The sequence below is a fragment of the Pseudoalteromonas sp. NH0006-46 genome, assembly GCF_057547735.1.
On record NZ_BAAJML010000006.1, the window covers coordinates 213,360 to 233,847 of the forward strand.

General features: G+C 37.7%; 19 protein-coding genes and 2 tRNA genes. 12 read left to right on the plus strand and 9 right to left on the minus strand.

Annotated elements, in window-relative coordinates; all coding sequences use genetic code 11:
- The first annotated feature begins 8 nt into the window (after positions 1-8).
- From AC27I2_RS13325 to AC27I2_RS13355, 7 genes are all read left to right on the plus strand, one after another.
- The gene (locus tag AC27I2_RS13325; RefSeq protein ID WP_487204549.1) at positions 9-1,814 is read left to right on the plus strand and encodes a sugar transferase; all 1,806 of its coding nucleotides are present in this window, start codon (positions 9-11) and stop codon (positions 1,812-1,814) included.
- A 168-nt stretch (positions 1,815-1,982) separates the two neighbouring features.
- Positions 1,983-2,291, plus strand: a complete 309-nt coding sequence (locus AC27I2_RS13330; RefSeq protein WP_006792900.1) for an STAS domain-containing protein — start codon at positions 1,983-1,985, stop codon at positions 2,289-2,291.
- A gap of 18 nt (positions 2,292-2,309) precedes the next feature.
- Positions 2,310-3,164: an OmpA family protein gene (locus AC27I2_RS13335; RefSeq protein WP_487204550.1), complete on the plus strand. Its 855-nt coding sequence runs from the start codon at positions 2,310-2,312 to the stop codon at positions 3,162-3,164.
- Positions 3,165-3,167: 3 nt separating this feature from the next.
- Positions 3,168-5,246 (plus strand): SLBB domain-containing protein, encoded by a 2,079-nt coding sequence (locus tag AC27I2_RS13340; protein ID WP_487204551.1) that lies wholly within the window; start codon positions 3,168-3,170, stop codon positions 5,244-5,246.
- On the plus strand, positions 5,243-5,947 hold the full coding sequence (locus tag AC27I2_RS13345) for a capsular biosynthesis protein (protein WP_487204552.1): 705 nt from the start codon (positions 5,243-5,245) through the stop codon (positions 5,945-5,947). Before AC27I2_RS13340 ends, AC27I2_RS13345 begins: the two co-directional genes overlap by 4 nt.
- A gap of 7 nt (positions 5,948-5,954) precedes the next feature.
- Positions 5,955-7,415: a SpoIIE family protein phosphatase gene (locus AC27I2_RS13350; protein WP_487204575.1), complete on the plus strand. Its 1,461-nt coding sequence runs from the start codon at positions 5,955-5,957 to the stop codon at positions 7,413-7,415.
- Positions 7,416-7,504: 89 nt separating this feature from the next.
- Complete coding sequence (locus AC27I2_RS13355; protein WP_487204553.1) at positions 7,505-8,908, plus strand: sigma-54-dependent transcriptional regulator; 1,404 nt, start codon at positions 7,505-7,507, stop codon at positions 8,906-8,908.
- 2 nt (positions 8,909-8,910) lie between these two features.
- On the opposite strand, the gene AC27I2_RS13360 is transcribed toward AC27I2_RS13355, so the two are convergent.
- Positions 8,911-9,924, minus strand: a complete 1,014-nt coding sequence (locus AC27I2_RS13360; protein WP_487204554.1) for a glycosyltransferase family 4 protein — start codon at positions 9,922-9,924, stop codon at positions 8,911-8,913.
- Positions 9,925-9,945: 21 nt separating this feature from the next.
- Here AC27I2_RS13360 and AC27I2_RS13365 point away from each other — a divergent pair, with 21 nt between their 5' ends.
- Positions 9,946-10,278: an Hpt domain-containing protein gene (locus AC27I2_RS13365; RefSeq protein WP_487204555.1), complete on the plus strand. Its 333-nt coding sequence runs from the start codon at positions 9,946-9,948 to the stop codon at positions 10,276-10,278.
- On the opposite strand, the gene AC27I2_RS13370 is transcribed toward AC27I2_RS13365, so the two are convergent.
- Positions 10,275-11,147: a gluconeogenesis factor YvcK family protein gene (locus AC27I2_RS13370; RefSeq protein ID WP_487204556.1), complete on the minus strand. Its 873-nt coding sequence runs from the start codon at positions 11,145-11,147 to the stop codon at positions 10,275-10,277. The two genes, AC27I2_RS13365 and AC27I2_RS13370, sit on opposite strands and share 4 nt — an antisense overlap.
- A gap of 176 nt (positions 11,148-11,323) precedes the next feature.
- On the opposite strand from AC27I2_RS13370, the gene AC27I2_RS13375 reads away from it, so the two are divergent.
- Positions 11,324-13,339, plus strand: a complete 2,016-nt coding sequence (locus AC27I2_RS13375) for a response regulator (protein ID WP_487204557.1) — start codon at positions 11,324-11,326, stop codon at positions 13,337-13,339.
- A gap of 91 nt (positions 13,340-13,430) precedes the next feature.
- Here AC27I2_RS13375 and AC27I2_RS13380 read toward each other — a convergent pair.
- From AC27I2_RS13380 to AC27I2_RS13395, 4 genes are all read right to left on the minus strand, one after another.
- Positions 13,431-13,507: transfer RNA gene (locus AC27I2_RS13380), tRNA-Val, on the minus strand.
- A 120-nt stretch (positions 13,508-13,627) separates the two neighbouring features.
- Positions 13,628-13,704: transfer RNA gene (locus AC27I2_RS13385), tRNA-Val, on the minus strand.
- 114 nt (positions 13,705-13,818) lie between these two features.
- Positions 13,819-14,880 (minus strand): DUF3080 family protein, encoded by a 1,062-nt coding sequence (locus AC27I2_RS13390; RefSeq protein ID WP_058405485.1) that lies wholly within the window; start codon positions 14,878-14,880, stop codon positions 13,819-13,821.
- Positions 14,861-16,213, minus strand: coding sequence for an MATE family efflux transporter (locus AC27I2_RS13395; protein WP_219421915.1), 1,353 nt, complete (start codon positions 16,211-16,213; stop codon positions 14,861-14,863). Before AC27I2_RS13395 ends, AC27I2_RS13390 begins: the two co-directional genes overlap by 20 nt.
- Positions 16,214-16,341: 128 nt before the next feature.
- Here AC27I2_RS13395 and AC27I2_RS13400 point away from each other — a divergent pair, with 128 nt between their 5' ends.
- Positions 16,342-16,968, plus strand: a complete 627-nt coding sequence (locus AC27I2_RS13400) for a riboflavin synthase (RefSeq protein WP_058405487.1) — start codon at positions 16,342-16,344, stop codon at positions 16,966-16,968.
- On the opposite strand, the gene AC27I2_RS13405 is transcribed toward AC27I2_RS13400, so the two are convergent.
- Complete coding sequence (locus tag AC27I2_RS13405) at positions 16,965-17,168, minus strand: CPXCG motif-containing cysteine-rich protein (protein WP_058553137.1); 204 nt, start codon at positions 17,166-17,168, stop codon at positions 16,965-16,967. The two genes, AC27I2_RS13400 and AC27I2_RS13405, sit on opposite strands and share 4 nt — an antisense overlap.
- A 136-nt stretch (positions 17,169-17,304) precedes the next feature.
- Complete coding sequence (locus tag AC27I2_RS13410; protein WP_487204558.1) at positions 17,305-18,165, minus strand: fructosamine kinase family protein; 861 nt, start codon at positions 18,163-18,165, stop codon at positions 17,305-17,307.
- Positions 18,166-18,289: 124 nt separating this feature from the next.
- On the opposite strand from AC27I2_RS13410, the gene AC27I2_RS13415 reads away from it, so the two are divergent.
- A complete protein-coding gene (locus AC27I2_RS13415) occupies positions 18,290-18,982 on the plus strand; it encodes a hypothetical protein (protein WP_058405490.1) in 693 nt (230 codons plus the stop codon).
- Positions 18,983-19,050: 68 nt separating this feature from the next.
- Here the strand turns inward: AC27I2_RS13415 and AC27I2_RS13420 are convergent, their stop codons facing one another.
- Positions 19,051-19,413, minus strand: coding sequence for a DUF3718 domain-containing protein (locus tag AC27I2_RS13420; protein ID WP_487204559.1), 363 nt, complete (start codon positions 19,411-19,413; stop codon positions 19,051-19,053).
- A gap of 251 nt (positions 19,414-19,664) precedes the next feature.
- Between AC27I2_RS13420 and AC27I2_RS13425 the strand changes: the two genes are divergently transcribed.
- Entirely contained in the window at positions 19,665-20,450 is a 786-nt protein-coding gene (locus tag AC27I2_RS13425; RefSeq protein WP_058405492.1) for a hypothetical protein, read from the plus strand.
- Positions 20,451-20,488 lie beyond the last annotated feature (38 nt).

Genomic DNA, 20,488 nt, shown 5'->3' on the forward strand with positions numbered 1-20,488 from the left:
AAAATATAATGACTTATTTATTAATAGTGTTAGCGGTGTTAATTGCGCTTGTTGTTTACCACCATGTAGGCTATTTAGCAATTTTGAGGGTGTTTAGCCAAGGTAAAAATAAGCCGGCAGTATTTAAACAAAACCCCAAAGCAACCAGCCATTTTGGTATTTTGATTTGTGCTTACAATGAACAAGATTACATTAAAGAGAAACTATATAATTTAGGTGCCATGCTTTACGACACCGACAAGTTTGCGATTCATGTTTATTTAGATGGTTGTACAGATAATACATACAATGAGGCTATGCTTGCTCAGTCGCATTTAGCCAAACAAAATGTTGAATGCCATTTGCATTTTAATAAAATCAACCGTGGTAAAGCGCATGGTATTAATGAGTTAATTAAGCTAACTAAATCAACGTACGATGTTTTACTATTTACTGATGTAAGTGCGCTATTAAGTATAGATGTACTTGGCAATATAGATGCTGATTTTAAAGATCAAAACATTAATGTGATTACCGGAGTTTACGTTTTGGACGAACAAGCTACACAGGAGCAAAAACACTATTGGCAGTATCAAAATAACGTTAAAAGTATGGAGTCGTCTTTAGGTGCGGTGATTGGTGTGCCAGGTGCGATGTTTGCAATTCGCTCACAGTACACAGATTTACTGGATGAAAGTGCCATAAATGATGATTTTATTTTATCAATGAATGCATTAAAAAATGGCGGTAAAGCAATTGTAGATAAAAACATTAATATTGTTGAAAGAGAGTGTGATGAACAAAGCCACGATTATGCAAGACGCATAAGATTGGGCGCAGGAAACTGGCAGCAAATAAAAGTACTGTTATCGCTATTTAACCCCAAGTTAGGCTGGGTGAGTTTTAACTTTATTTCGCACAAAGTACTACGCGGTATTATGCCGTTGTTGCTCGCTTTGATTTATGTTTTAGTTTTTTCAATGGCGCTGTTTTCAAATGTTATTTTAGCAAAATTGGGCTGTGCGGCTATTGCGTTACTTCATGGTATTGAACTGACTAAAAAGGTATTTAATATCACCACTAAAATACCTGTTGTGGATAAGGTTAACTATATTCTAAATGCCTATTTTTTAGCGTTATGGGGCATTATTAAATATGAAAAAGGCGATTACAAAAGCCACTGGCAGCGAGTTCATACAACCAATAGCGAGCAAAGCGGTACAATTAAGTGTGTTAAACGCGGTATTGATATAATTGGTTCTGCATTGGGTTTAATTATGTTATCTCCTGTTATGTTATTGGTTGCATTAACAATAAAGCTAACTTCACGCGGGCCGGTGCTATTTAATCAGCTAAGAGTGGGTGAAAGTAGTGATAGCTTTGTTGCTTTGTTTAACGTGCTTAAATTTCGCTCTATGGTTGTCGATGCTGAAGTAAAAAGCGGTGCGGTATGGGCTTCTAAGGACGACCCTAGAATAACGCCAGTGGGTAGGTTTATTCGTAAAACACGTTTAGATGAATTACCGCAACTGTGGAATGTGTTAGTAGGGGACATGTCATTGATTGGGCCGCGTCCAGAACGCCCCGTATTTTACTCAAAACTTGAAAAGGATATTCCTTACTTTTCACAGCGTACTTATGGCATAAAACCGGGTATTTCAGGGCTTGCACAAGTGATGAATGGTTACGATGAAAGCATTGATGATGCAAGAAACAAAATAGGCTGGGACTATGCCTACATGCTAAGTACTTCATCACCACGCAGCTGGTGCTACATGGAACTGACTATATTGGTCAAAACGCTAGTTGTTATATTTACAGGTAAAGGCCAATAACCATGCATTGCATAATGCAATAAGACGCCCTAGTCTTAATTGCATTATGCTTTAACTCCCTCCTTAAATTGAACTTAATAATTTATAATTGTTAAATATCAATAGCTTAAAATTGGTTCGTTTCTTGTATTAGTAATAGAGAACTTTACTATTTAATAGGTAACTACCATGACTAATTTAGCCAACTCACAAGAACAAACCGTAATTTCGCTTCCTGCTGATTTTTCAGGCTTTACCGTAGACGGATTTAAAGATGAATTTGAAGGGTTAGTGGGTACAGACACTAATTTTATTATTTTAGATTTTTCAAAAACAGAGTTTATAGATTCATCTGGTATTGGTGCAATTGTGTTTTTATACAAACGCATTGAAAAGAAAAACCATCAACTTTCTTTACTTAATGTAACGGGTCAGCCTTTCAAATTAATGAATTTGTTAAGAGTAGATAAAACAATTCCATTTATTGATTCAATCTAACAGCGTAAGGAGAGGGATATGAAAGCACACATTTTTATTCTCATTACTTTATTTTTAAGTGGGTGTGCTTCTTGGCCTGATGAAGGACAAGGAGGTTGGGCAGAAAAGTACCAAAACTACCCATTAGATGATGAGCAACAAGATTTAAATTACACACAGCCTGAAGAGGTCGTTCGCAGTGAGTTTGAGCATTTAGTGCTAAAACTTGAGTTATTAAAGTCTCAAGATATTAAAGCGTGTATGCCTGCTCAGTTATTAAAGGCTCAAATATACGAAAACCGTATTCGTAGGCTTATTGCGGCTCAAATGTGGGAAGACGCAGAGCATGATTTACTTATTCATTATCATGGACTTAATCAATTAACGCAGCATTTTGATACTGTTCAACAGTTAACCCAATGCGCGGTGGTTAAAGAGAAGAAACCGGCTTTATTTAGCGTTAAAAAGCAAATTACCGATCTACTCAATAGTGATAATCAATTTGCGTTTAAGGCGTTTGAGATCACACCTAAATATGCAGTGAGGCTTGCTCAAGCCGCTGACTTGGTAAAGGAGCTAGAAAGCATTTCTATATTGCTAGTAGGTCATACTGACTCAATGGGAGAGATGGCCAGCAATTATGAACTTGCTTTAAAACGCGCTGAAACGGTTAAGCATTGGTTAGTGGTTTATGGTGTGCCAGTACAAAGCATTACAACACTTACGCAAGGCAGTTTAAAACCTTATAGCGACCAACCACAAACCGACACAGTACGCCATTCAGACCGCCGAGTAGAGGCTATTGTACTTGACGCAAACACTAATAATTTACAGGATAATAAAGCTAAATCGTTAGTCAGTTGGACCAAAATTATTAAAAGTAAGCAGGAGTAATTTATGAGATATTTATTAATAATCGCATTATTATTTTTCACGTTTAATGCTTACTCAGCCACTAAAGTTGATGAAACGGTACAGGTAGGCAACAAACTTTTTTTGTATATTCCTGGTGAAGTCGATTTTGATAAGGCCTTTGAAGTTGACAACAAAGGGCAAATTAATTTACCCGAGGTTGGGCAGTTTGTAGTAGCAGACAAAACACTCTCGCAAATTGAGCAGGAACTTGCACCGGTATTGGGTGGTTTATTTGTTGCCATGGATGATTTTTATATAGAAATACGCAGCAGAGATATTTTTATCAACGTCATGGGTTATGTTAATACGCCCTCTCAAGTGAGTATTCCAGATAATGGGAATATTCAAATGGTTATTTCAAAAGCAGACGGTTTAAAACCAGGCGCTCAGTTAGACAGGTTACAAATAAGACGTGGTGAAGAGGTTATTGAGTTTGATTACAAAGCCTATTTAGACTCTGGCAATATTAGCTTATTACCTGCACTTAAAAGCAAAGATACGGTATTTGTGCCGGTTTCACCTTTGTTGGGTAATGTACAAATAGACTTTGATGCCCAAACACTCAGTGCAACTGGGGATGCCAACGACGGTAATGCAGTCACTATTTTAGGTGAGGTACATAACCCGGGAAGCTTTTCATACAAAGAAGAAATGACCATTTTGGATGCGCTTATGCGCGCTGAAGGGGTCACGCGTTATGCCGATGTGACTAAAATTAGAGTTATTGTAGATAAATCGCCGGTTATTTTTGATTTAAAGGCTTATTTAGATAAACCATCAAGTAGCACTATGCAGTTATTGCAGCCGGGTTCGACAGTGTATGTGCCTATTATGGTTGATGATGTAAACACGACCTCTCGTACTGTTTATATTATGGGTGAGGTTCAAAAACCAGGTGCTTATGAAGCGGCAGACAGTACTAACTTTTTGGATATTTTAGCAAATGCGGGTGGCCCAACTCGATTTGCTGAAACCCGCCATATAAAAATACTTACACCAGAGGGTGAAAGTATTTTATTTGACTTACAAGGCTACAGTGAAGGCACGGTAACCACAAAAGTACCTGACTTAAACCCAGGCGATGTTATTTTTGTTCCAGAAAAAACAGACGTAAATGAAAAAAGCTGGCTTAAAATTCCGACTAAACGCGCCATTAAAATAATTGGTGCCATTACTTCTCCGGGCAGGTATGAGTGGAGTGATGAAATGGACTTTACCGATTTACTTGCACACGCTGGTGGGCCTACCAAAGGCGCTAATATTAACGATATAAAAATACTTAGAAACGGCGATGTAACCCAGCGTTTCGACCTTGAAAAATACACCATTACAGACGGTGAAACACCGTTACCAAATTTAGTCGCTGGAGACACCGTAATTGTAGAGGAACTCCCCGTTGATCCTGCTGATAATAAGTCGCAGTGGATACGTCAAGAGTCAAGTAAGTCTATTTATATTATGGGGCAGGTTGGTTCACCAGGGCGCTATTCGTTCAATGAAAACATGCACTTTATCGATATTTTAGCGGCCGCTGATGGCCCAACGGGCACAGCCGATATTCGTAATATTAGAGTGACTCACAGAAACGGTAATCGAGCTAAAGTGAGTAAGTTAGATTTAGCAATGTACTTTGAAACCGGTGACGAAACATTATTCCCTAATGTTTTACCAGGAGACACTATTTTTGTCCCAGAAAAAAATAAAGACTGGCTACGCACACCCAAAGAACGCGTAGTACGCATTATGGGCGCGGTGCAAAAGCCTGGTAGATATAACTTTGACGACACAATGAGTATTTTAGATGTGCTAGCTGAGGCTGGTGGCCCTTCAAACTCAGCACTTATTGATAAAATAGTCGTGGTTAATCATTCGTGTTGTAAAGAGCAATCAAGAGTGTTTGATTTAGAGGCTTTTATTAAATCGCCAAACTCAGCAAATATCCCCGTACTCAGAGCAGGGGATACCTTGTATGTTCCTGATAAAGGCCAAGATTTATTAAGTCAGTTTAAAGATAATTTCCTGGATGTAATTACTATACTTGCGTTAGTGGTGGGCTTATGAAATTAATACCAAGTCAATATCACGAGTTAGAAGTGATATGTAATACCATGATTGATAACAGTGCGCGATGCGTTACGTTTATATCGCTTTGTGGCTCAGAGGGCGCATCTACCGCGTGTGTGAGTGTTGCAAAGCGTTTACAAAGCCAAAATAAGTCGGTGCTTATAATTGATTTAAACCCAATTAATACATTTAATTCAGATGATAAGTTACCCGATACGTGCAGCCCATGGCGTTTTGATGATATTTCGTGCCAGTTAGGAGTGACAAATTATCAAGAGGTAAGCTTACTCACTATTAAACACTTAACAGCAATAGAGCCTGCTAAAAACAAACACGTGTTAAATGATGCGATTGCTCGCTTAAAACAAGAGTATGACTATATTTTAATAGATATGTCGCCGGCATTAAAACTAAACAGAAACAATGTACCGCTTCATTCACTCAGTTTGTGCAGCGAATTAACCTTTGTCGCTGTGGCGCTTGGTGTTAATGATGAAGAGTCGTTATGTAAAGGCATAAAAGAGCTAAAGCAAGCCGGTCATAGTAATATTAAGTTACTAATAAGCCAGCATAATTTTGCTCCGCTGGGTGAACGTATAATTAGTGTTTTAAATAAACATAAAAACAAATGGCCTAAATTGTGTAATAACCTTAAGTCAAAAGTTAATAAACAAAGGTGGCTGTTTGAACACCACTGAGGGCAATATGGATATTTTATTTGAAAGACGTTTTGAATTACTTTGGCCAACGCTCAGCGAAATTCGATTGGTACTTAAACATGTTTTAAGAGCACTTAATGTAAAAAAAGATGAAGTCGATGCCGCTGGTTTAGTGGCAACCGAATACTTAACTAATTTGATAAGGCACAACGAGGGATCAGAACAGCATATATTTTTACGGATCAGCCAAGCTGATAACGATGGTTATACCCTCACATTTATAGATGAGCTTACGCCTTACAATTTATTTGAAAAAAATAACTCTCAATGGAAACTCGGTTCAGGGACTTTGGTTGAAGGCGGTATGGGGGTTGAGCTTATTCGCCACTATTTTAAGACCGCACAGTATGTTTCAGAAGATGGTAAAAACTATTTTACTTTCCCACTGGAGCACTTAGACAAACGACCCACGGTTATATACGTTGACGATGATGTTACTCAACTCGCTTTAATGAGTGCCTATTTAAAAGATCACTTTCAAGTAGTGCCTTGCGAAAGTATTGAGGCCGGTTGGCAAGCAATTTTAACCGCCGATGCACGAATATTGCTGCTTGACCATAAGCTAAAAAACGGTACATGCGAGCCACTTTTAGAAAAACTCAACCAATCTAATTTAAAGTCGCAGTTATCGGTTGTTATGCTAACAGGTGACGATAGCGAAGAAGTGATAAGTAAAATTAATCGGTTAGGTGTAGACGACTATTTAATTAAACCCGTTAAAAAAAATAAACTGCTACAGAGTATTGAACGAGTAACACACCGTTTTGCCTACTTATCGTATCAAACTACATTCGAATCTACGCCTTCTAAAATTCATTTACAAAATAATAAAAGTGCGCATCTTTTTGGCTCTATTAGCTTGGGGAATGGGGGGGACTTTTTTATGCCCATTAACGATGAGTGCAGTGCATTTGTACTTGGTGATATGATGGGACATGGCTTGCAAGCGCTTAAAGAAAGCTTTGCAATTAAAGGTTTTATAAGTGGCTTTTTGGCCACAGGTTTACCTTATCAAAATATGTTAGCGGCGCTTAATAACGCGCTTTACAAGCAGCAGCTTTGTAAGTCTAGCTTAGTCACGCTTGTTATTTGTTTTATACAACACAATAAATTATTTTGGTTAAATGCCGGCCATCCTCCGCCAGTTGTAATACTCAATAATGGCAAAGTACGCCAATTGACAGGGACTGGTCCATTGTTGGGGCTTTCAAAGGAGCATAATTACGCAATATACGAAGCACGGCTTGACGATGTTGAACATATTTTGTTTTACACCGATGGCTGGACTGAAAACCGCTTCACCGATAAAGATGAGATAGGTGAACTCACTAAAATTATTCCTCAAGGTTGTCAAACGTCTGAGGAATTTGCACATTGTTTATGGAAAAACTCTCAAGTTACCCTTTCTAAAGAAATTGATGACGCCTCATTAATTATAATTAACTGAATTTGCATTACGTGACACTTTATAGCTATATTATAGGCATACACTCTATCTGATTGAATTAACGGCTACTTGCCAACTGAGACGTCTTTATGCCACCCACAGTTTTAATCGTTGAAGATACGCAGTCTTTAGCAATGATGTACCAATCTTATTTACTACCAACCGGTGTTAACACCCTTGTGGCAAGTGACGGCAAAACGGCTATAGACATCATAAATAAAGTGCACCCAGACCTTATAGTGCTGGATGTTATGCTGCCAGATATGAATGGGCTTGATATTTTAGCGACGTTAGAACCCGACAATTCGCCTCAAATTGTTGTATTAACTGGGCATGCAACAAAAGAAATGGCCATCCAGGCAATAAAACTAGGCGCGAGCGACTTTTTAGAAAAACCAATAGAAGCAGACCGCTTTAGAATAACGGTTAACAACGCGCTTAAAATTAAAAATTTAAAGCAAACTGTTACACAATATAAAAACAAATACGAAAACGGAAAATACTTTGATTTGATTGGCAGCTCAAAGCAAATGCAGTCTGTTTATCAAATTATAAGCTCGGCGTCTGCCAGCAAGGCCACTGTTTTCATTACAGGTGAAAGTGGTACGGGTAAAGAGTTATGCGCACGGGCTGTTCACCAAGCGTCTAATCGAGCTAATCAACCCTTTGTCGCCTTAAACTGTGCGGCAATACCAAAGGATTTAATTGAAAGTGAAATTTTTGGGCATTTAAAGGGAGCGTTTACTGGCGCTATTGCCAATAGAGTGGGTGCTGCAGGGCAGGCCAACGGAGGAACGCTGTTTTTAGATGAATTGTGTGAGATGGATATTAATCTGCAAAGTAAACTTCTGCGATTTATACAAACAGGGAGCTACCAGCAAGTTGGCAGTGAAAAAGAAGTAAAAGTTGACGTTAGATTTGTTTGTGCAACTAATAAAGACCCGCTTATTGAAGTAGAAAACGGCCGTTTTAGAGAAGATTTATATTACCGGCTCCATGTTATTCCGATAGAGTTGCCACCACTTAGAGAACGCGGAGCCGATATTATCGAGATTGCCGAAGCCTTGTTTGTAAAACTCGCATTGGAAGAAAATCATCCTTATAAGAGTATTTCAGAGGGGGTAAAGCAGCTGCTTATGCAGTACAGTTGGCCAGGTAATGTAAGGCAGCTCGAAAATGTGATCCGTAATGTATTGGTACTCCACCCTGAGCAATATATTGATACTGATATGATACCCGCATTACCGGTTAGCTCAAAAAGTCAGACGCAACAAACGCCAATCACCAACGCGCAATCGATAACTACTGAAACAGCAGCGTTTGATATGGCAACGTCTCAAAGCGAAGTTAAGCCGCTATGGCTTGCAGAAAAAGAATACATTGAGCACGTTATAAAAATATGTGTATCGAATGTACCTAAAGCGGCATCACTGCTCGATGTGAGCCCTTCAACATTGTACAGAAAAATTAAAAGCTGGGATGAGCTCGAATAAACTTATTTCCCAGTATACGCTTGCTTGAGTAGTTTAAATTGCTGTTTACCAGAAAAACGTTCCTCTAGCGTGCTGTAAGCGTTATTGATAATAGTAATGGTGTGATCTTCGGATTGTGAGAGCAGTTTTTCTACCTGTTGCTCAAAGTGTTGTGCATTTGTTTCTTGTATTAAAAATCCTGAAATTCCGTGTTTAATAATAGTGGGGATAGCACCTACTGCGCTGCTAATTATAAACTTTTTTTCTGATATGGCTTCTAGTAGTGCCATTGGTAGTCCTTCTTCTCTTGAGCAAATAAGTAATACATCAATTTTTTTCCATATGGTATTACGCTCAACTAGTCCGTGGTATTCAAGGTTATGTAAGTTTGGTAGTTCGCCTTTTAAGGGGCCATCACCAAAAATGTGAAACTTAACGTTTAAATGTTGCTGCATATTTTCAGCTAACCTGCAAAATATATCCGGTCCTTTTTCAAAAGATAAACGCCCCACAAAACCAATGTTAATGCCTGTTTTAAATTTGTTAGTATGACTTTGGGGTTTATTAATAGCGATAAAGTTTTCGAGTAACTGTGCATTTTTAATTGAATGCTTTATTTGTTTAGAGACGGCGAAGTTTATTGATAAAAGGGAAAGTAGTTTATCTAACGTGTTGTAAAGTTTTAGTTTACCTGTACCCGCTTCGCCAGCATGGTAGGTACTAATACAGCGATGCCTAGTTATTTTACATACTAAACGGCCTAATATTCCGGCCTTATAACCATGAGTATGAATAACGGTGTTTGAATCGAAGCTTTTTAATTGTTTTAGTAGGCTACTTAGGTTTCCTTTTAAAAATTCATACCTTATATTTTCTTGGTTAAGCAAATCATAAAATGCTTGATTTTTGTGATCCTGGTAAAACATAATGTAGCTGCTAATGTGGTTGTTAGTGAGTAGCTTTGACAGTTCAACTAGGTGTGTTTCTATACCACCAAGCATCGAAGAGTCTACAAATAAAACAACGTTGAATTTCATAACTAACCCCAAAAGATATATATGATTAATTGCTCAACAATTGAACAGCTTAAAAGTGATGTTGGTAACGAGCTAGCAGTAGAGCTGCTAAAAACGTTTATCAACGAGTCAAAAAAAACAGTTGAAATCTTGGTTAATACAAAAGATGTCAGTGAAATAGAAATAAGCGCACATAGCCTTAAAAGCAGTGCCTATAGCTTTGGTGCTATCAGCTTGGGAGATACCTGCAACTCAATAGAGTCACTCGTAAAAGTTGAACATACTCCACAACAGCTCGATTTATTATTAACAACAGCAGAACAACAAAGTACAGAAACCTTTAAAGAACTAGAAGCTGTTATCCAAAACATTTAAAAATGATTACTTAATTGTATGGGCATTTTAAGTAACTCAGAAAACACATTGTTTAGCTCATCTATGTCGTGTAAATGGGCTCTGTTTTTTAGGATAGTTTTACTACCCTGTAATATTTCATCAATTGCAGAAGGCGGAATACTTAAATCGTATAATTTAAAACCTAGTTGTTCTGCAAGCCAATCAACACCCGGTGTTGAGGTGTTTTCCATGACGCTTTTTTCTGTTTTTGAGTTTTCGATAAAAATACGACACGCCGATGTTTTTTGAATAGCTGCCGCTATTTCATCCACTAAAAACGCAGGTAAAATACTCGTAATAATGCTTCCTGGGCCAATAATGATTAAATCGGCTTCTAAAATGGCTTTTACACAGCCCGGGCCTGCAGGGACATTTTTAGATAGTGATACACTTTTAGGCAAAGAGGTTAGTGAATCAATTTCACATTCGCCAATTACTTTTTCATTATTGTTTAGTTCAGCAACAAGATCGGTGGGTACTTCTGTCATGGGTAAAACGGTTTCTGAATTACCAAGCATAAAATTAAAATGCGCAATGGCTTTTGTTGCAGAGCCGGTCAGCTCCATTAAACCAAGCAGTGTTAAATTACCTAAACAATGTTCAGCAAGTTGCCCTTGTGTGAATCTGTGTTCGTAAATTGCGTTAAACGTAGATTTTTTACCTGCAAGCTGCAAACAGCAGCGACGTATATCTCCAAGCGCAATAGTTTCTTGTGAAGATCTAATTTTACCTGTGCTACCACCATTGTCTGTGGTTGCGACAATAGCGGTTATGTGACTACTCATCGGCTTAATAGCGCTTAAAACCTGTGCTAATCCGTGTCCGCCTCCAATACACACTATTTTCATTTTTGAGCCTTTGTGTTTTTGTTTATTTCACATGTGAATTGCATTTATTATTCCAAAAGTTTTATAACAATTAACATGATGATTTATATTGTTTTTTAATCTATATTTAATTGAGTAAGGCCAGTTTTAAAATTACTTTTTGCAAAACGCGATGCATATTGATGAGGAAAATGAGTGTGAAAAAAACAGAACATCTGTGTGTATCTGATTTACAAAAACATTTAATAGATTTAGCTAATTGTGAACACGGTGCTGATTTGTTGGATTTGCTTAGAGCGGTATTTGAGTCACGGCTTAAGTATACTGACTGTATTATCATCAATAGGTATAAATATAGATATTACGAGACGATAGCGACGACAAATGATCAATTTAGTGACAAAATGTGGTCCGAGTGTTCTTTGTTTACACAAACGGCTGAACAAGGTTACGCCATATGCCAATACCCTCAACAAATTGAAGAACTCGAATTTTCGATTACATATTCAATTCAAACCTTAAAGCTAAAAAACTCTCTATTATTTAGTGTGAACACACACTTTGATAAAGGCATATTTATTTTTACAAATGTAGATGCACAGCAATGTGAGCAATTTATTAGTTCAGACACAATTAAAATATTGTTACAGCAGGCGTTTTATACATTAATTAATCACGTTAAGTTAGCCAAACAAACTAACAAAGCTTTATCGCTTACACATAAATTTACGACACTCTCTAGCCTATTTAAAGAGTATGGGTCAGAGTGGTTTTGGCGATTAAACCCGCTAATGGTATTTGAAAGTATTAATAATATTGAAACTATAGGGAATGTTTACGATCAGCTTTTTATTGGTCATAAAATTGAACACATCATTACAGATAATGAAAAGCAAAATACAGAAAAATGGCAGCAATTTAACCAGCTAATTGATGACCGTAACGATTTTCATAATTTTGAATTTGAGGTTGAAGCCGACAAAAATTTTTGGGTCATTTTAAGTGGTAAACCTCTTTATAATAAGTTAGGACACTTTTTGGGTTACATGGGGCTTGCAAAAAATATTACCAATTCAAAACAGCGAGAGTTTGAACTACAGGCACAAACCTTAAAAGCAGAAGAAGCAAGTCAAACAAAGTCTAAATTTTTAAGTGTGATGTCTCATGAAATCAGAACGCCTATTCATGCCGTTATGGGTATGATTGAGTTACTACTTGATACAGAGCTCACCCCCGAGCAACAGCAACTTGTTAATTATGCTAACTCTAGCACCGAAATTTTATACGGTTTAATCACCGATGTGCTCGACTTTTCAAAAATTGAGTCTGGCACGGTTTCATGTATAAAAAAACCATTTGATATAAAGCTGTTAACTGAAAATATAGTAGGGCAGTTAAATATTGTTGAAAAGTCAGATGACATTCTTTTTACCACTCACATCGATACGCAAATTCCCCAATATGTTGTTGGTGACGAATACAGATTAGGTCAAGTATTATTTAATGTAATTAGTAACGCGTTTAAGTACACAGTAAATGGTCAAATTAACTTAAACGTAGTGATACAAAATGAGCAGCTTATTTTTGAGGTAAAAGATTCGGGTATTGGTATAGCTAAAAAGCATTTAGATTTAATCTTTAAGCCATTTAGCCAAGTGAATGACAGTATAAACCGTAAAAGTGAAGGGGTTGGATTAGGATTAAGTATTTCAAAAAACTTATTAGGCATAATGGGAGGAGACATAACAGTAGATACTCAACTAGGTTTAGGAAGTACGTTTACCATTTCAATACCATTTGAAGAAGCCCATGTTAGCGATATTGTTGATAATGTAATACATAAACAATCGGCGCTAACAATTTTGGTGGCAGAGGACAACAAAACGAATCAAGTACTGATCAAGGCGTATTTAGAAAAGCTGAATCATAAAGTGACTTTGGCTAATCATGGGCACGAGGCTATTGATTTATTTTCGCGTAAAAAGTTTGATTTAGTATTAATGGATATCATGATGCCTGAAATGGATGGTTTAACTGCTGCAGAATATATAAGAGATGAATTAGTCAGCGATGTACCAATTTACGCTTTAACCGCTAATGCAGAAAAAGACAATAAAGCATCGTGCTTTAAGGTGGGTATGAACAAAGTACTCACAAAGCCGATTAAATTTCAAGAACTCGAAGCCGCCTTGAAAGGGTTGTTTCCACGATAAAATATAGTCCCAGTTATCTTATTAATTGATTTTAGGCTAATTGATTAAGGGTTGGGAGAAATTTGCTTTTAAGTATTTATACTTTTTGGATTGGTACGACTGAGTGGATTCGAACCACCGACCCCTACCATGTCAAGGTAGTGCTCTAACCAACTGAGCTACAGTCGTACAATTTTTTTAGGATTCTTAAATGTTGCTACGACTGAGTGGATTCGAGTCACTGAACCTTGGACCGGGTGGCCAAGAGTAGGTAGTGCTCTATCCATCAATTGTATGTTTCATTAATGTTGGTACGACTGAGTGGATTCGAACCACCGACCCCTACCATGTCAAGGTAGTGCTCTAACCAACTGAGCTACAGTCGTATTTTACATTTAATAAGCTTATGAAAATAATCACCAGCGGTCGCTAATATATAGCGTGGGGGAGGTCGAATCAAGCACGTTTCGTATTTTTAAGTTTATTTGCCGTTTTTTTATTCATATTGGGCTGATTTCACACGTTTTATAAAATTCTTGCCACCAAATAACATGCTGTTTAGCTGAGCTTTTTAACTGATTTAATAAATTTGTTTTAGAGTGGGGTGCTAGTAGCTCATTAATAGCATCTGTTGTTACTGGCTCTTTATACCAAACCTGGTTTAATAAAGGCTGAAGTACTTCAAGAAAACCAATAAGTTGTGCCTGATATGGCTGTATTTGCGACAAATAATATTTTTGAAAAATATTATTCATAATTTTCGCTTTATCTTTGTTTTTATTTTTAGGGCAAAGAGTATTTAGCTCTATATTTTCAACTAAATTAGTGGCAGATTGATTTAGTCGAACTTGTTGCCTTACAGATTTGATTAAGGACTGATTAAACCTGTATTTGTTAAGCGTTTCGAGTGCTTGATATATTGCATCTGCGTTTATTTCATCAAATTGAGACTGTGCTAATTGAGCTTTAATAGCAGTCAGTTTTTGCATAGCCTCTATTGTATCGCTAAAGCCCGCGGGTTCTTTATTTAACTCGGAAGCGGTTAGCGACCATGTGCGGTTTAGCTCCGACTCTTCCAAAAGAGCTGCATTAAAGTAATAAAGTAAATTAGTTTGTTTTTGATTTTTTGCTTCACTAATTTTTTTATACGTTGCTGAGGATTCTTCGAGCGAGGCTAAGCAGCTATTGGCGTTTTGAATAAAGTCTATTTGATATTTTAAACGCCCTGCAGCGGTGGCTGTCTTACCCAGTTGATTGTTGTGCTCACTTATCACCACATTTAAGTTACAACTACTGATCCCCGCAAGCTCAACTATACCCAGTGTTATTTTATTGTTTTTGAGTTTGGTTAACGGCTTTAACTTTAGTGAATTTAGCGATGGCAGGTCTTCAGATTTTTTATCGGTTACATTTTCAAGGCGTTCTATGTAAGTGCTGTTTATATTACTAGGAGCTTCTGTACAAGCTGTAAGCACAGTAGTGGCTAGTATCAGTAATATACATACTGATACTAACTGCTTTATATAATGTAAATTGAGTGTGTTAGCTAATAAATGGTTCATGTTTAAAGCGCTTACTAACGGTTAGCATTAAGAGTATGGCTGCGACGGTGAGCCCGACAATTATACCAATCCAAAACCCGTGCGGCCCCATTGCTGGTACTATTATGTCTGTTCTTGCTAATACGTAGCCTAAGCTAAAGCCGATTAACCAATATGAAATAAACGTGATGTAAGAAATAGGGGCCGTGTGTTTTAACCCTCTTAAAATGCCATTTGCTGCAACTTGTAGGGCATCGGGCAATTGGTAAATACAGGCTAAAACCATAATTGAAGTGGCAAGGGCAATAACAGCAGGGCTCTCTGTGTATAGCTCACTGATTACATCACGGCCTATAAACGTTATAAACGCCAAAAACAGTGCGATGAATACAGCCAGTAGATAACTTGTCGATACAGCTATTTTTAACTGTTCATACTTGTTTTGGCCGTACAAGTTACCAATCCGAATACTAATGGCAATAGAGAGGCTCAGCGGCATCATAAACAGTAATGCGGTAACACTCGCTGCAATTTGATGCCCTGAAACAGCAACCGCGCCTAAATGAGCAATAAATAGTGGAATACACGCAAAGAGTGTGACTTCAAAAAAAGTAGCCAAAGAGATAGGAATACCTAATTTTGTAATAGTGGCGATAGTCGTTATATTTGGTTTTTCAAACGGTGTGAGCAGCCCTTTGGCATCTATTTTTTTACTCATTTGGCAATAAGTGACCTGTGCGAATGCCATCACCGTTAAAACAATGGCGGTTGCTATACCGCAGCCAGCTCCCCCATAGACAGGAAGGCCAAATAAACCATTTATAAAAATGTAGTTGGCAGGAATATTAACGGCTAATCCGAGTAAGCTAATATAAAAGGCCGGTTTTGTCATACCCATGCCTTCGGTCATATTTCTGTAGGTGGTAAAGAATAAAAATCCAAATACCCCCCATTTAACAAAATGAATATAGTCGTAGGCTAAGTTAGCAATAGCTGGGCTTGTATCTAGCTGTAATATAATAATGTTGGCCAAGTAGGCAATACTAAAACCTGCAATGCACAGTAAAACGGTTAGGTATAAAGCTTGTTGAAAATAGTGGCTTATGCCTTTTTTGTCATTCGCGCCGGCAAACTGCGCAATAATGCCAGTAAGTGCTAATAAAATACCTTGCAGCGCTAAAAGTAGCGGGTTCCAAATACCTGTCGCAATAGACAGGGCTGCCAGATCGGTAGGGCTGACTTGACCTGCCATTATAGTGTCGACGACCGACATCAATATAAGGGTAACTTGTGCTAAAAAAACAGGTAACGCGAGAGAAAGTAAACGCTTCGCTTCCCAATTACAAAAGGTCATAAAAACAGCTATTTAATGAGTAAGACTTTAATTGTAATCTATTGTCTTTGAAATAAAAATCTCAGGAGTGAATGATTTTATAATTCGATACGTTAAACTATAACTTTGTCATAATTTAACGAGATTTTATGTTTACAGGTATAGTGCAAACTCAGGCTACTGTGGTGTCTAAAACCCATAATGAAGGAGTGTTACGTTTAGTGGTGTCGGTGAGCGATGATTACGTTAAGCACTTAGATCTAGGAGCCAGTATTGCTATTAATGGGTGTTGTTTAACGGTTGTAAAAGTTGAGCTAAGTAATCAAGATGTGGTGGCGCAAGTTCACTTTGATGTGATTGACGAAACACTTAAATTAACTAACCTAGGGCTTCTTGAACTAGGCAGTTTAGTAAATTACGAGCGCTCTGTTACTTTTGGCACTGAGCTGGGTGGGCACATTGTATCGGGACATATTCACTGTGCGGCTAAAATAAATCAAATAATCAATACCCAAAGTAACTGCAAAATTCAGATAAGCTTACCTGTAAAGTGGCAAAAATATGTCCTGTATAAAGGCTTTGTCGCCATTAATGGTGCCAGCTTAACAGTAGGCGAGATTGACGAGCAGGGCTTTTGGTTGCACCTAATCCCAGAAACACTCACCATTACAAATTTAGGTAAAGCGCAAGTGGGTGATGAGCTTAATATAGAGGTGGATCAGCAAACTTACACTATTGTTAACACCGTTGAAAACTACCTGCGTCATCAGGGTTAAAAAATTTGTTCGTCGTCACTGTCTACGTGTAGCTCTAACTTATTGTTTGCATAATCTATATGCATATTTAAATGAATTGGGTTACAACAGGCAGTGCAGTCTTCAATGTAGTCCTGATCGCCCATGCTTGCATCTAAATCTAAATGAATGTGGTGTCCGCAAAACGGGCAGCTGATACGTTGTGATAAAAAGTCTTTCATAATCACTCCAATTACAGATAACTTAAGCAGAGCTTGGAATGTTTCTATTCTAAACACGGCTTAGCGACGTAAAACTCAACTCCTTAGAACCCTTTAAATATAGTCTGTTTGGCGTGTTATGACAGTTTATTTACACTTATTGTATAAGCTTATTTATATGTTGTTTAGCTTCAGTAAGATAGTGGCCAGCATATATATTTGCATGGTTTAAAATAGGATATAGCTGGTAGATGAGTTTACGTTTTTGGTAGCTTGGCAAAAGTGGATATTGCGTATTGTAGGCAACATAAAATGCGTCGGGTAGTGGGGCAAATAGCTCGCTCATGGCGATATCTACTTCTCGATCACCATAATAACAAGCTGGGTTAAACACCGTTGGTTGCTCTTTCAAAAAACCTAGGTTGCCTCGCCAAAAATCACCGTGTAACAAAGATGGGCTCACAACATGACTATGCAGTTGCGCTTTAACTTCATGAATTATGTGCTCAGGATCAGCAAATTGAATGCCTTTTTCAGCTAATAGTTGTAATTGCCAGCCAATGCGTTCTTCGGCGTAAAATACATCCCATTTTTTATGCCAACGATTAGGTTGAACGGTTGTGGCTAAGTGATTATCTATATCAAAACCAAACATTGCTTGGTCATGCTTTTGATGCATTTGAGCAAGTTGGGTACCCATTTTTTGCCATTGATCATGGGGTTGCTTATCAAGGACTAACCACGAAAGTACAATAAATGAGTATTCAATGTTAGCACCTGTTGTAATGCAGCGAGGCATAGTAAAAAAGCTATTATTAGCGAGCAACTCTAAGCCTCTCGATTCACTCTCTAGCCGCTCAAACTCGCTTTTGAGTGCAATTTTAACAAAGTAGCTTTGCGTGCCATTGCCTATATGAAAATATTTATCGGATGTAGTGCTTTGCAGTTGTCGCTTTTGTGTGTGTTTAAACTCAGTATTTGTTGCTTGGCTAATGTGCTCGTTAATTGCTTTCCACATAACAATTGCTCGTATTTTATACAGACACTTAAACTATGGCAAAAAGGGATTAATATAACAAACTAAACGTTGTAAAATTAACAAGTGTGTCGCACAAAGTGATGCGGATTGTAATGGAGCAAAAATGAACAAAAGTTTTATAACCAATTTACTAGCAAGTATTTGTGTAGCTGCAGGGTTTATGTTTGATCAACCAGTGGTTTTGTCGGTGGGATTATTTGCGCTGTCTGGCGCAGTGACCAATTTACTGGCTATTCATATGTTATTTGAAAAGGTTCCGTTTTTATATGGCTCTGGCGTTATTGCGCTTAAGTTTGAGAGCTTTAAAGTTGCTATCCGGAACCTGATACTTACAGAGTTTTTCTCCGAGCAAAAAATTAATAATTTACTTAATAAGGCGCAGCCTAATATCGACTTTGAACCGATAATTAGCCATGTTGATCTAAACCCTGCGTTCGATAATTTACTCGAGGTAATAGAGCAATCGCAATTTGGCAGCATGCTGGGTATGTTTGGAGGCACCGCTGCAATAGAGCCAATGCGTGAAAAATTTATAGAAAAAATGCAACTTTCGTTGGCACAAATTTCTCAAACAGAGGACTTTAAAGCGTTAGTAACGCAAACGCTTTCACAAGGAAATAGTGCTAAAGGATTACACAGCACAGTACTTAAACTGGTTGATGAACGCCTTGATGAATTAACCCCTAAAATGGTGAAAGAAATCATTCAAACAATGATACGAGAGCACCTAGGTTGGCTGGTTGTATGGGGTGGAGTATTTGGCGGTTTATTTGGTTTACTAGCGGGTGTTCTTTAAGCGATTAGGTAAACAATAAAACTAAGCAGGTTACAGTAATGCCTGCTTAGCTATAAAGTTCAAGCATGCTACTGCGGAGATGAAATAACAACGACTTCCGGTAACGACACATTTGCCAAATCTTTAATTGAAGTGCGTGTATTGCTTTCAATATTTAAATAGTTAGCACTTTTATCTAAATTATAACGCGCTACAAAATCACCCATTGGCAGGTTGTTGCACGTTAGTTTATTGCTAATAATACTTTTTTTAACGTTAAGCGATTGCTGCGCTTTGCGAAGTACATACGCTTTGTTAGACGCTACAGCCATACAAATTTGCGTACCTGGCGTTGAGTCGGCTGCTACAAATTGTGCAGCTGATACAGGTGCTGCTAAAGCTGCACTGCCAATAACAAGTGTTGTACATAATGCCTTTTTAACTATGTTCATTTTACTTTCCTCATTGTTTGCGGTTGCATGCTAATTATTAACTAACTAATTAAAAAAGCTGTTAATCAAACGCAACAAGCTGTAAGCAAGTATGTGTAATGTACACACTTATATTTAGGCTCATGAAAACACATGTTTTTAAGTGTGTTTTTTGACACACTTTTATAAAAATAATTTTATTGATACTGACATATTCTTTAAGGCTGGTATTATCGCCTCATAAATAAACGTGAAGATTTTTAGGATAAACAGTGAGTAAAGCGTTAGCCAGTTATTACCAGCAAGCCTATGCATGCGAACAACAACATTTTAACCAGTGTTTTTATTGTGGCTGCGAAGCAACTGAGCGAGATCATTGTCCACCTCTTCACATGTTGCAAAGTATTATTGACTTAGGCGAGGATGCCGACTTTATTTCAATTCCTGCTTGTTATGAGTGCTATGCGTTGTTACATAACGAACGACTTATGTCTATTGATGAGCGCTTTACAAAAATTAAAAAAAAGTTGTCTAACAAATACGCTAAAGCACTGCGTGTTTACAACATGTGGGAAGAAAACGAATTAAGTGACATGAGTGATGAATTTGCCCACAGCATTCAGGCCGGAATGAAATTAGGAAAAGAAGCCGCAGAGCGATTAGCGTTTACAGGTTTTAGTTACGCCACTGAAGAGGCACGTGTCACAGTACGCGAAAAAACCAAAGAGTTTGATGTAGAAGGAAAGGTGTTTTCCGATTTTAAAGACGCATTGAATTACTGCATTACTGTTTTAAATGTGCAAAAAAGTGACTTTTATAAAATTTTAGTTGAAGACTACAACGGCGATTTTAACAAAGCCCTTAGTCAGTACCGTCACCGCCACGACAAAGTAACCGCGGCTAAAGATGGGAATACCCTTATTAAAGATTTTTCTAAATTGCATAAGCAAAATTCAGATTTTGTAACCCGCACGGTTAAGCATTTTATCAGTAAAGATCCGTCACTCACCACGCAAGGTGCGCTAGAAAAGCTCTATAACAATTATATAAAAAAATAAACACGTAAATTCATCTTAATTTACCGCGTTTTCACCTG